The sequence below is a fragment of the Bacillus cereus group sp. MYBK220-1 genome (assembly GCF_051916445.1).
In the GTDB taxonomy this organism is placed as follows: domain Bacteria; phylum Bacillota; class Bacilli; order Bacillales; family Bacillaceae_G; genus Bacillus_A; species Bacillus_A cereus.
Map to the genome: position 1 here is coordinate 122971 of NZ_JBQAGQ010000005.1, position 13072 is coordinate 136042.

Genomic DNA, 13072 nt, shown 5'->3' on the forward strand with positions numbered 1-13072 from the left:
TTTAACGAACAGTTAAGTGAACTTGGCAAGATTCTATAACATTTTGCAAAGAGGAGAGATAAGGGGATGTTTAAAGAAAATACAATTAAGCTTGGAATTGCACCAATTGCTTGGACAAATGATGATATGCCAGAGCTAGGAGCAGAAAATACATTTGAACAATGTATTAGTGAGATGGCACTAGCTGGATTTAATGGAAGTGAAGTAGGGAATAAATATCCGAGAAATACAGTTGTATTGAAAAAATCATTGGAATTACGAAACTTGGAGATTGCTAGTGCATGGTTTAGTACGTTTTTAACAACGAAGCCGATTGAAGAGACGGTAGAAGCATTTATTAAGCATAGGGATTTCTTGCATGACATGGGTGCAAAAGTCATCGTTGTTTCAGAACAAGGGCATAGTATTCAAGGTTTAATGGATGTACCACTATTTCAAAACAAGCCCGTTTTTACAGAAGAAGAGTGGGAAAAGCTAGTGGATGGGTTACATCACCTCGGTAAATTAGCTCAGGAAAAGGGGCTACATATTGTATACCATCACCATATGGGTACGGGTGTTCAAACAACGGCAGAAATTGAAAAGTTAATGGATATGACGAATCCAGAGCTCGTATCCCTACTTTTTGATACAGGTCATCTTGTTTTTTCAGGAGAAGAGCCGCTTTATGTTTTGAAAAAATATTTACCTCGTATTAAACATGTACATTTAAAAGATATTCGCCAGGAAGTAGTAGATGCTGTAAAGGAAAACAATTTAAGCTTCTTACAGGCAGTGAAGAATGGTGCATTTACAGTTCCTGGAGATGGCGTAATTGTATTTGATGAAGTGTTTAATACCCTTGCGAACTCTGAGTATAAAGGATGGTTTGTGGTAGAAGCAGAGCAAGACCCAGCTTTAGCGAATCCTTTTGAATACGCATTAAAAGCTCGAAAATTTATACAAGAAAAAGCAGGTTTGTAATTTAAGCATTTTAAGATTATCCCTAAGTAAATGGTATGGTAATCAACATGTCTTCTTACAAAAGGGGTAAAAAGACGTGACGGTTGGTTTTACATTTAATAAATAATATTGAAATAGGGGAGTATGTAATGCCATTAGTTCAAATGAAAGATATTTTAATTAAAGCAGATCAAGAGAATTATGGGGTTGGAGCTTTTAGTGTCGCTAATATGGAAATGGTAATGGGAGCTATTCAAGCAGCTGAAGAGTTACGTTCCCCGCTCATTCTACAAATTGCGGAAGTTCGTTTGAATCATTCGCCCATTCATATGATTGGTCCTTTGATGGTAGCTGCAGCGAAAAAAGCAACTGTTCCAGTAGCAGTTCACTTTGATCACGGTATGACGTTTGAAAAAATTAAAGAGACATTAGAAATTGGTTTTAGTTCGGTTATGTTTGATGGCTCTCACTATCCGTTAGAAGAGAATATCCAAAGGACAAAAGAAGTTGTGGAGCTTGCGAAACAGTACGGAGCGACAGTAGAGGCTGAGATTGGCAGAGTAGGTGGTAGTGAGGACGGATCAGAAGATATTGAAATGATGCTGACAAGTACTAAAGAAGCAAAAAGATTTGCTGAAGAAACAGACGTTGATGCGTTAGCTGTTGCAATTGGAAATGCGCACGGGATGTACAATGGAGACCCTGATTTACGATTAGACCGCTTGCAGGAGATTAATGGGATAGTCGATATTCCTTTAGTATTACATGGTGGGTCTGGCATTAGCCCAGAGGATTTCAAGCAATGTATTCAACATGGTGTTCGAAAAATTAATGTAGCAACAGCGACGTTTCAGAATATAGTTTCTACGGTTAACACTGTTGTCCTAAATACTCCTTATTCAGATTACTTTATGTATCATCAAGATGTAATTGAGGCCGCATACGAAAACGTTAAAAATCATATGCTCATTTTCGGAAGTGAAAACAAAGCACAACCAGAAAAGGTTTCTTCATTAATTAATAGAAGGAACTCATAATTTAGTTAGCTGACAAAGATAGAGAATGATAGAGTAGCCATTAATTAAAAGGGGGAGAAAGCCGTGTTAGGAAAATTAGGTGAATTAAATGAAGGGTATAATGTATTAACAGAAATGAACGGTCAATGCAGTGATATGTTAATGGATATAGGCATATATAAGATGTCTAATGGAAAAGAAGAGCTGCTATTTGATAATAAAAATGAAACGGCAGTACTTTTACTAGAAGGGACAATACGTCTAGAGTGGGAAGGAATGGAACAAGTTATTCAAAGACAGTCTGTTTTTGAAGAAAACCCTTGGTGTTTACATGTGGCTAAAAATGTGAAGGTTACAATTACTGCTCTTTCAGATAGTGAAGTGCTTGTTCAAAAAACAGATAATGACCAAGAATTTGCGTCAAAGTTATATACTCCAAATGATTGTCAAAGTGTTGTAGCTGGAGATGGAGTATGGGAGGGAACAGCGCAGCGTGTTATTCGTACAATTTTTGACTATAATAATGCAGCATATTCTAACATGGTTGTAGGAGAAGTTATTTCTTATCCAGGGAGATGGTCCAGTTATCCACCGCATCACCATGATCAACCGGAGGTATATTATTATCGCTTTAACAAGCCACAGGGATTTGGATGTGCAATGGTTGGTGAGGATGCTTATCGCGTTGTACATAATAGTTTTATTACAATTCCGGGTGAGCTAGACCATCCGCAAGCAACTGCGCCTGGATATGCAATGTATTTTTGTTGGATGATTCGACATCTTGAGAATAACCCATGGAATGATCGTATCATGGAGGAAGACCACAAGTGGTTATTAGAACCAAACGCGAAAATTTGGCCAGAAAAAGAATAGATGAAAATAAAGGTTCTGGACAAAAACGATGTCACTTGCAATTGTTTTTGCTCAGAACCATTAATTTTTTGTCAATGTAGGCAGGCTCTTATGTGAGGTAACGTAAGAGCCTGTTTAAATGTACTACCTTTTTTTATGTACAATAAGAATATAGACAGGGAGAGAAAATCCATATCCACTAAATTAGTAAATTTACGTATTGATTTTGCTTTTAAACAGTTATTTGGAACGAAAGGAAATGAGGAAGTTTTAAAGAAGAAAAGTAATTCTGGATAATAAGGACTTGTTCATTTTAGTTTAGGAAAAATTAAGATTTACTTATTATTACTTTAACTATTTAAAGTGAAACCTTAAGAGAAAGTTTAGATAAAATAAAATTTCGCGTTATAACATAATAATGTAATTTTCATTTGAATAACAAAAAATCTTATAAAAAGGGTACTAGTAATTATTATGGAGCGTGGAATTTATTGAGTACTACAGGAGGGTTTCATGAGTAAAATAATAGTATTATTAAGGAGTCTAGATACAAAACTAATTTTAATTTTATGCATGTTTTGTATTATTAGTACCGCTGCAATTTATAGTAGTCAACAAACTGGTCAGTATGGAAGCACAAACTTTGCATTGCAGCAAGGTAGGAACTATATAATTGGTTTTGTACTGTTAATATTTGTTGCAAGTATTGATTGGGATCAATGGCAAAAGTTCTCTTGGCCATTGTATATTGTTGGGTCTGTGGCAATTGTTATATTAAAAATACTACCGGAGTCAACGTTTACTCCCGTTAAATTAGGAGCAAAAAGATGGTTTCAATTTCCTGTTATCGGTCAAATTCAACCATCGGAGTTTTTCAAAATTGCACTTATTATATTTGTCGCCAATTTAGTAGTGAATCATAACGCCAAATATATGATTCGGACATATAAAACTGATTTCATATTGGTCGGAAAAATTATGTTAGTTTCGATTCCTCCTATTTCTTTAGTATACAGTCAGCCAGATACAGGTATGGTGTTTTTATACGCAGCATCTATTGCATGTATTTTATTTATGTCAGGGATTCAAAAGAAATTAATTGCATTTTGTACAGTCATTCCGGTAACTATATTATCTACATTAATATTTATATATAAAAAATATCCAGATTTTTTCTTTAAAGAATTAGTTACTAGGTTAAAACCGCACCAACAATCACGCATTATAGGTTGGCTAAATCCAGCTGAAAATGCAGATCAAGGATATCAAACGCAACAATCTCTTTTAGCTGTTGGAAGTGGTGAATTACATGGAAAAGGATTCGGTCAAGGTAGTGTATATATTCCTGAAAAACATACTGATTTTATTTTTGCTACCATCGCTGAAGAAGGTGGATTCATAATTGCAGCTATCGTTGTATTGGTCCTGTTACTTCTTATATATCGAATAACTATAATTGCTTATTCAGCAGAGAATCTGTTTGGTACATTATTATGTGCTGGGACAAGTAGTGTTTTAACACTACAAATCTTCCAAAACATTGGTATGATTGTTGGGATAATGCCGGTAAAAGGAATTGCACTACCTTTTTTATCATATGGAGGAAGTTCGCTATTTTCAAATATGATAATGATGGGGCTTATTTTATCGGTGCATAAAAATTATAAAAAATACATGTTTCAAGTTAATTAAAAGTTAAAAATGTGTTAGGGATTTTTTGGGAATTTTAATTTTTGGAAATGAAAAGAAATAAGATATAGTCCGGCTAAAAAACTAGAGGACACTAATTCATTAAAGCAGCCATAAAAGGTGTTTTAAGAATTGGTGTCCTCTTTATTTTGAAAAAGGAGATGGGGAAAAAATGAAGGCGCTAAGGATTATTTACGTGTGTGAAAAAAATAATCGAATCAAGAAAACTAAGAAAAAACGAAAAAAGAAATTAAGCACTTGTGACATTGAAGGTTAAATGGGAATTCATGAACCACGCTATGAATGAATCTTTAAATATTTTTCATTTTGCTCACAATTATATAGAAAAGTTGAAAGAAGAACGTGAATAGTCCGAAACAAATGTGTTTCGGACTAGGGGTTCGATATTTTATCCAACATTTTTTAAGGATTAAGAGGCTGAATTTTCTGATTTCAAAAGCAAGAAAAATGTATTTCGTTAATCAATAGATACCCCGCTAGAGACAATCGGTTTTGTTGGTGCTGGCGTATCTCCACCATTAAACGAAGAGTTTTGTGATACATTTAAACTAATCATGCTACATGCTAATGCACTTACTACTACCATACTCAATAACACTTTTTTTATTTTTTTCATTACTTTAACGCTCCTTTTCTCAAATGTTTCTTATCAGCATTATTACTAATATAGAAATATTTGCTCGCTTTAACATGATTATTTGCCTCGTAAAATTGGAGTGCTAAAATCTCTGCATATTCTTTTACACAATCCCACATGTCCTCTTTTTCAAAATAAGAAATTGCATCAGTAACTACTTTTTCTAGTTTAATTCTAGGTAGTTCTGTGATTAGTTCATTTAAAACTGCGAAACGATGCTTATATTCCTCATTTCCTGATTCATTTGTATACTTTATTCCTTGCTTGATATACGCTTTTGCTGTTTCAACTCCTTCTAAATTATAATATGCTCTTGCTAAGACAAATAATGCTTTAAAATGGTTCGGTATGGTATTTATAATTTCAGAACTCTGTCTAATCGCCAATGGATATAAATCTTGAATGTTATATAACCAGCCTAAATTGGATCGTACTCGTAATAATAATTGTTCTTCATCATACTTCTTACAAACATCAATAACCATATTGAGACATTCTTCCGCTCTTTCAAATTCTCTTAGATCTATACAAGCCAGTCCATATACATTGTTGCATAAAGCAATATTAATTTCATAGCCTCCATGATTCCGGTATATTTCTTTGGCTTTTACGACATGTTGAATCGCTTCAAATGGTTGATAAGATTGATAACAGTAAGTTGAAAATCTATACTCAAACTCGGCTTTTTCTACATCATCAAGTATATTAATTAAAAGTTCTTCTGCCTTTTCATAGTGTGTTTTCGCTTCAGTATAATTTGCTAAAACTGTAGAGTGAATTGCCTTAAAGAAATAATAATAGTAAGCTAAAAATGAAAATTCCTCTTTGATATTAGGGAGTTTTTCTATTTGATTAAAAGAATCTTTTGTAATACTCATTCCATCTACCAAGACTTTATATCTAAAATTCAGTAGGGAATAATAGAATGATACATATTGGTCTGTTTCTATTTCCTTTAAACGTTCTTTTACTTGTAGATATATCTGTTTTGCTTCTTTTACATGATATAAACGAATTTCTTTATACCATTCATGTAATAATTCCATCAATTGCTTATTACTTTTTTCTTGAACAGTCATAATATCCCCCATTTCTCTGTAAAGGCTTATTCTGATAATAACAGGAATTAGATAAATTAAATTTAACTACGTTTTTTTTCATTAATATACAGAATATTCTGAATTATAATGATGTACATGCTTTTAATTTTGAAAAAGTATAGCTAAGCCAGTACAAGTTTCGTTAATGCTTTTTTTGATTTTGATTTATCAATTGTTGTCTATTGAATACTTCTTATAAGAAGTGGCGTAGCACTATAGTAGAAAAAGAGAGAGCTTATACAGTTATGGTATTGAGAAATATATAGGGCTTATTAAGCTTCAAGAGATTCCTCGAGAATAAATAGAAGTATATCAATATCTATTTACATTGAAGAGGGAGCATTAGTTTATGATAAGTTTTGGGATTAATTTCCGCCATATCATTAGTTATACACAAGAGAGTAGGAATCTTAATAATATACGGATTTTAAGTAAGTTCGGTATATTATTAGTTGATATATATGGAGAACCATTACCTGTATCAGATGTTAATCGAGAATTAGTAACGGCATTAAAACGCCAAGACATAAATACGCAAAGATATATATTAAGTCATTTACAAGGTTAGAAAAACCGATATTATGCTGCGTTTTTTATACATATGTTCTATTCGATAAACCAAGAAGCTATCATCAAAGGTTTGTGAAATTTTATTTTCTTAAATCGATTGAATTACGTAGTAATATTTAAAAATTATTTAATTGGGTACTATAGTTTGTATCACCATGAAATGTATAAACCTCGTCTATATCAATAAAAATGAATAAAGAATGTGTAATGAAGTACCCATCCAATTATTATGTGTATCACAATTGGATGGGTACTTTTTTACTTATTCCAAAATAGGGACAAAGCTAAATGCAATGGATAGTTATCAAAAAGCGAGTGTACAAATGTAACAAATGAAATTTCTATTCATAAGTGTGGTTCTTCTATTTAATTAAGGATGATTTAATACTTTCTTAGTTTTGGTTAAGGAAATTTATATACTTAAAGTAAAGGGGGTAATTTTTAATGAAGGGGGAGGAGAATTTGAAAATTTTCAACTCAGTTGCTCCTGCGCAAACAAAAACCGAAGATTTACCATTCGATATTTCGTGGATGACCGATTGGATTGTAGACTGGTTTGGTTCTTTGTTTAATGGTGGCAGTGATGTAATAAAAGATGGGGGAGGTAAAATAGATGGTGTAGTCCATGCGAGTGTGCCTGCATTCTTTGATGTTATTTTCCTTATACTTTCTGTAGTAATTTTAATATCATTATTAGTTTTTGGGGCTTCGTTATGGTTTAAACATATAAAGTGGAAAAAAAGATCTATATATTTAGGAGTAGGTTCATTTATCCTCATACTTTTAATAAGGATTCTACCAGTGTTAATGTTGACAACACGTTCTTTTGATTTTCAAACTTTTATGAGTAATATGGTGGGCTTAATTACTTCTATAATTTTAGGAACAGCTGTATTAATGTTTTTGATATCTTTAGCATTAGGTATGCTTTATAAGAAGTTTGAACATCCCAAATATGGAAAATGGAGTTCAAGTTTGAGATATAGTTCAATTTTTATATTTGTAATGACATTGCTAGTACCGGCCTTACTGCGTCATTTATAATCTTGTTTTATCTAAGGAGAAGGAGGAATAGTGCAGGTAATTTCTATAATGTTTCTCTGTAATTATGCTAGTGCTCGTCCTCCTATAGATTTCTGAGTTAAGTCTAATACATTAAAAAGAATTTTGTTGTATGAAGTTTTGGCAAAGGGGGAGAGGTACTAGTGACTACTTTTGTTGTCATGGTGAGTATATTCTTAATTCTGTTCGTAATTGGTCCCAAAGCGACTAAGAGAAAAGAAGAAAGAGATAGAATTGAAAAGGAACATAAAGAGAAAATTGAGGCTTTACAGGAAGAAAAAATTGACTTAGATATTAATGGGACCAAAGTACGGTTACACAAGAAGCCTAAGCTAAAGAACAGTATATATAAAATAAAGAGTAATTGATAACGAAAAATTGGGTTACATTTAAAAGTGAATTTAGAGCAGGTAGCAAAAAAATCGGATAACATTTAAATATTTAGGGGGATTACATTATATGTTGCGTATGCCATTACTTGGTCCATTATGCTAAGAGCATTTCTTAAACCACCTTCAGCTAATTGAGATATTAAATGTAATGCTTCGTCTGTAATCCGAATCCCTTGATCATGGGAGATGAATTTTAACCTTTCAATCATTGCTTGAAGAGGTATATTTCGAAATTCAAATTGTTGGCATCTAGAAATGATAGTTTTAGGTGCTTTTTGTGGATCTGTTGTAGCCAGTATGAAAATAACATGTGCTGGCGGCTCTTCTAATGTCTTTAATAGAGCATTAAATGCGCATATGCACTTCATCTATAATGTACACTTTATTTTTTTCCTGTAACCGGTGCTAAATGTACCTGATCTCGTATCTGCCGTATTTCTTCCACTCCATTATTACTTGCAGCATCAAATTCTAGAATGTCCGCGAATTTATTATTGTTGATATCACTACAGTTGGCGCACTTTTGACAAGGCTCACCATTATTTAAAGGAGTTAATCATTTTATATTTAGGTCATAGATGTTAAACTCAATAAAATCAAAGGTAGGAACATATTTGATATGTACAAAATGTTCCTACCTTTTTATTATGTGGCGAGTGTAGCTTTAAAATAAAGTTTGATCAAAAATACCCCACAAGCCAGCACTTTACAATATATAAAAAGCATCCATTTTGAAAAAAGATTAATCAAAACGGATGCTTTTCTAGTAGATTTAAGATTGGTTTTTATAAAAAAGATTGATCCTTTTTTACTTATGTTGTTCAATAATAGCACCCGTTAATTGAAGAAATACTTATTTAAAAATATGGAAAGTAAATTGGTGTTTATAAAGGTATACATTCACAGATATATAGGAAACTATAAAAATAAGAGAAGTATGTAGTATGTTATTTAGAAAAATCTGATTATTTAATGATATAATAAAAATATGGCAAAACAATTCTGATTTTAGCCCGGCGTTAGCGGGTTCCAACATAATAGCTCCGGTAACTTGGCTATTTTTATAGCGTTATGTTTTGCGGCAAAAAAATTTAGCTTGGGATATGATTAAGACCATTTAAATAAACTTCTAACCAGCTGTAGGCGTTGCGTTGGGCTAAAATCAGAATGTAGAAATGGATGAGCTATCTTAATTCGATGGTAGCTTTTTGTTTTTGAATGGGCGTATGGTGCCACACTTTTCAGGAGATAAAAAAAGAACTTCGAAGTCGAGTTCGAAGATGCAAAGAGGATTTACGGAGCGCAAAACAATATCAAATTACTTTCTAAAACACTTCCAAAAGATAAAGTGAAAAAATTGTATCAAATTCTATTGAGTAAGGAACCGCCTTACTTAAAAAAAAGTTAAGTAACCCAATCTAGGAGGAGCCATTAATGAAAAAGGAATTACATACAGCTAAAGAAGTAGCAGTTAAAGCAGTTAAAGGATTCGGATTTGTTGCAGTGTTATCTGTTGGATTAGTTGGTTGTAGTAGTGAAGAACCAGTTAAGAAGGAAGAGACTAAACAGTCCCAAGAAGTTAAGAAAGAAGTTAAAGAATCAGAAGAAGTGGATAAACAACAGGAAGAAGCTAAACAACAACAAGAAGCAGAAGCAAAGAAAGCTGAAGAGGAAAAAGCTAAACAACGACAAGAAGCAGAAGCAAAGAAAGCTGAAGAGGAAAAAGCTAAACAACAACAAGAAGCAGAAGCAAAGAAAGCTGAAACGGAAAAAGCTAAACAACAACAAGAAGCAGAAGCAAAGAAAGCTGAAGAGGAAAAAGCTAAACAACAACAAGAAGCACAAAAGCAACAAAAAGAAGACGTAAAAACAAGTGCTATTGCTTTAGATGATGCATTGAATATTCATAAATCAAAAGTAGCTGTAATTGTTGGATATATTGAAGACGAATTTACACGTGCAGATTTAAAAGACTCAGCTTGGAGACAAGGTATGCACGCCAATTTAGCTAGCCTTAAAAGATTAGTTGTTGATATGCCTAATGGGGGTGTAGCTGAAGGGAAGCAGAATGATTATAACCGTTATTACAACATCATGGAAAAGCTTTATTACTGCTCTCAAACATTATCTGAAAACATTTCGAATGGAAACCAAGAATTGTTTGAACGTGCTAAAACTAACTTTATTGATGTAGCTGAAAACCAATTCAAACCATTGGGTAAATAATGATTATTTTACTAATTGTAGAATTCTAATTTAAAAGAAATCCCAAAAGTCAATTTCTTAACGTATAGGAAATTGGCTATTTCTTTATAAAATTTTGCTTAGCGTACGAAATTCGCGTTTTGTTGGAGCTACGCCTTAGTGTATCGCTTACCTAGCTTAATAAATGCAGATTCTTCATACAAGGGCGTAATACGTGTACTCCCTACCTGAAATCTTAAATAACATCGTTTGTGATGTTAAAATATGAAAGATAGATAATATGAGGTGAGAGGAAAATATGGGGAAGAAATGAGGTTTTAAAGTGGGGAAAGCATTATTTAATGTAATTGGAATAACACTGGGGTTCTGTGTATTTATTACTGGGTGTTCAAAATCAGATACTACGTCTTCTAAATCTAATGATCCAAAAAGTGAAGTAGTTGAAAAGGAAACCAGCAAAAAAGAACTTAAAAAAGAGGATACCAAGACATATGAATCGTTATTTGCTACAAATGCTCCGTTAATGATTCAAGAAGGACCAGGTAAATACGCACAGGAAAGGGCACTCTCATCAGAAGAAATGAATGGACTTGATCAGGAATTGATGAAATTACCAAAAGATTTAAGTGCAGAACAAATATATGTACAATTACTAAAATTACAGGCGCAAAGTTATAAAGAAGCTGTAAGTAAACTGGAGGGAATTATTCCTGAATTAGCGATTAAAGAACAACATAATGACAATGTACATTCTATAAAACCAAAAGCTAAATCCCTGAATGTGGAGATCTTACTTGATGCAAGCGGGAGTATGGCTGGTAAAGTTAATGGTGAAGTTAAAATGGAAGCAGCTAAGAAAGCTATTTACAACTATCTTGATAAGATTCCGGATAATGCCAATGTAATGTTAAGGGTATATGGACATAAAGGAAGTAATAATGAAAATGATAAAAGTTTATCCTGTGGATCTTCCGAGATAATGTATCCATTACAGCCTTATAATAAGGAGCAATTCAATGCTGCTTTATCTAAATTTGGTCCAAAGGGTTGGACGCCATTAGCATCCGCTATAGAGTCTGTAAATGATGATTTTAAAGAGTATACCGGAGAAGAAAACCTAAACGTAGTATATATTGTGAGTGATGGAGAAGAGACTTGTGGGGGAGATCCAGTTAATGCTGCCAAAAATCTCAACCAATCTAGTACTCATGCAGTTGTAAATATTATTGGATTTGATGTGAAAAATAGTGAGCAACAGCAATTAAAGAATACTGCAGAAGCAGGAAAAGGGAATTACGCGACAGTAAGCAATGCCGACGAATTATATCAAACTCTTAATAAAGAGTATGAAAAACTATATAAAGAATGGGAAAATTGGAAGATTGATCAATACTTCAGTCTGAATACGCAGTGGGCAGATTTATTTATGGATATTAAAAAGGCTCATATGGAGATTAATGATGTAATTAATAAAGAGCATTATAACTTAAAGAATAATATTTCTTACTTAAGTGAGAAAGAAATAATTGATACTCATAAAAAGCTCAGTCTTGAAAAACTAATTAAGCTTCGTTTTGAAACACTAACTAATTATTATAATGATAGAGAAAAAGAGTTAATAAATCTTATAACTGAGAATGAAAAGAAAATGAAACAACAATTGGAGTAATCTAAGCCATAATGAAAAGGTGTTAAAATATAAATGGTTGATAATTTATCATTTTAACTATAAATACCCCTTCCAAAAGAAACGTGAAGGGGTATTTTCCAGTAGATGGGAGTTCTAAGGTAGAATATTATTTAAGCAAGTTTAATTTTTTGCTAGAGGGGGAGATTCTTTGTCTTTTATGAATATGATACTTAGAGGTTCAATCCTGGTTATTGTTTGGGTATGTATGTTTGCATTTTTGATTTGTGGTGATAAGTTTCTTGGATTAGGTTTTTTAAAATTAAGTTTTGGTGTCGAATCACTAATTCTACTAACATTGTTTTTCGCTTTTTTGATTACTATACCCAAATTAAGAAGTGACTTTGCAGGTTATTTCTATTTGAGTAATAAAAAACGTTTAACTATTGGACTACCAATATTGTTAGCACTAGGAATGCAAGTTGCGTTTAATTTTGTGCGTTTTATCCCAACATGGATGGGGAGCGAAATGATAGGGGGTGGATCAGCACAGTTTAATACGCCTGGAGTTTTAAGCGAGATAGGAGAACGTATTTTGGTTAGTATCATTGTCCCATTTAACGAGGAATTTGTATTCAGATATGTTCCTTATGCGGCGCTATTATGGCTGGCTAATAATGCGAAAGAGTATTCTAATGTGTCAAATAAATTGTATTTTAATTTATTTGTAGAAAAAAACACTAAATATGTTTGGGTATGGATATTGTCAACAAGTTTTGTGTTTGCAATGATACATGAGCCTAGTATATTGAATTTCTCATTCTATTTTATTCCTGGGATTGTATATGCTATTCTTTTCTTAAAATATGGTCTCTTTTCGGCTATATTAGCTCATAGTTCGTATAATTTATTTTCAGGAATTATATTTGAGATGATGAAGCGTATATTATAAATTA

Annotated in this window: 12 protein-coding genes and 1 pseudogene; 10 read left to right on the forward strand and 3 right to left on the reverse strand. The window is 32.7% G+C overall.

Annotated elements, in window-relative coordinates; all coding sequences use genetic code 11:
* The first annotated feature begins 66 nt into the window (after positions 1-66).
* The 4 genes from iolE (at position 67) to ACTFRU_RS21235 (ending at position 4505) form a co-directional block, all read left to right on the forward strand.
* On the forward strand, positions 67-963 hold the full coding sequence (gene iolE, locus ACTFRU_RS21220) for a myo-inosose-2 dehydratase (RefSeq protein WP_440037830.1): 897 nt from the start codon (positions 67-69) through the stop codon (positions 961-963).
* Between the two features lie 128 nt (positions 964-1091).
* Positions 1092-1979: a class II fructose-bisphosphate aldolase gene (locus ACTFRU_RS21225; protein ID WP_440037831.1), complete on the forward strand. Its 888-nt coding sequence runs from the start codon at positions 1092-1094 to the stop codon at positions 1977-1979.
* A gap of 63 nt (positions 1980-2042) precedes the next feature.
* Positions 2043-2834, forward strand: a complete 792-nt coding sequence (locus tag ACTFRU_RS21230; protein ID WP_173602591.1) for a 5-deoxy-glucuronate isomerase — start codon at positions 2043-2045, stop codon at positions 2832-2834.
* 492 nt (positions 2835-3326) lie between these two features.
* Positions 3327-4505: an FtsW/RodA/SpoVE family cell cycle protein gene (locus ACTFRU_RS21235; protein WP_048538690.1), complete on the forward strand. Its 1179-nt coding sequence runs from the start codon at positions 3327-3329 to the stop codon at positions 4503-4505.
* Positions 4506-4980: 475 nt separating this feature from the next.
* Here ACTFRU_RS21235 and ACTFRU_RS21240 read toward each other — a convergent pair whose 3' ends face one another.
* Both ACTFRU_RS21240 and ACTFRU_RS21245 read right to left on the reverse strand, forming a co-directional pair.
* Complete coding sequence (locus ACTFRU_RS21240; RefSeq protein ID WP_000721407.1) at positions 4981-5139, reverse strand: Phr family secreted Rap phosphatase inhibitor; 159 nt, start codon at positions 5137-5139, stop codon at positions 4981-4983.
* Entirely contained in the window at positions 5139-6239 is a 1101-nt protein-coding gene (locus ACTFRU_RS21245; protein ID WP_440037832.1) for a hypothetical protein, read from the reverse strand. The genes ACTFRU_RS21240 and ACTFRU_RS21245 overlap by 1 nt, the downstream gene beginning before the upstream one ends.
* 370 nt (positions 6240-6609) lie before the next feature.
* Between ACTFRU_RS21245 and ACTFRU_RS21250 the strand changes: the two genes are divergently transcribed.
* The 3 genes from ACTFRU_RS21250 (at position 6610) to ACTFRU_RS21260 (ending at position 8260) form a co-directional block, all read left to right on the forward strand.
* Positions 6610-6828, forward strand: a complete 219-nt coding sequence (locus ACTFRU_RS21250; protein WP_440037833.1) for a hypothetical protein — start codon at positions 6610-6612, stop codon at positions 6826-6828.
* A 446-nt stretch (positions 6829-7274) separates the two neighbouring features.
* On the forward strand, positions 7275-7874 hold the full coding sequence (locus tag ACTFRU_RS21255; RefSeq protein WP_017658211.1) for a hypothetical protein: 600 nt from the start codon (positions 7275-7277) through the stop codon (positions 7872-7874).
* A 161-nt stretch (positions 7875-8035) separates the two neighbouring features.
* A complete protein-coding gene (locus ACTFRU_RS21260) occupies positions 8036-8260 on the forward strand; it encodes a hypothetical protein (RefSeq protein WP_440037834.1) in 225 nt (74 codons plus the stop codon).
* Between the two features lie 83 nt (positions 8261-8343).
* Here ACTFRU_RS21260 and ACTFRU_RS21265 read toward each other — a convergent pair.
* A pseudogene (locus tag ACTFRU_RS21265) lies at positions 8344-8840 on the reverse strand (DNA polymerase III subunit gamma/tau); the annotation flags it as partial.
* Positions 8841-9718: 878 nt separating this feature from the next.
* Between ACTFRU_RS21265 and ACTFRU_RS21270 the strand changes: the two are divergent.
* From ACTFRU_RS21270 to ACTFRU_RS21280, 3 genes are all read left to right on the forward strand, one after another.
* A complete protein-coding gene (locus tag ACTFRU_RS21270) occupies positions 9719-10510 on the forward strand; it encodes a hypothetical protein (protein WP_440037835.1) in 792 nt (263 codons plus the stop codon).
* A 301-nt stretch (positions 10511-10811) separates the two neighbouring features.
* Positions 10812-12158: a VWA domain-containing protein gene (locus ACTFRU_RS21275; RefSeq protein ID WP_440037836.1), complete on the forward strand. Its 1347-nt coding sequence runs from the start codon at positions 10812-10814 to the stop codon at positions 12156-12158.
* A 178-nt stretch (positions 12159-12336) separates the two neighbouring features.
* Entirely contained in the window at positions 12337-13068 is a 732-nt protein-coding gene (locus ACTFRU_RS21280) for a CPBP family intramembrane glutamic endopeptidase (RefSeq protein WP_239660601.1), read from the forward strand.
* Positions 13069-13072 lie beyond the last annotated feature (4 nt).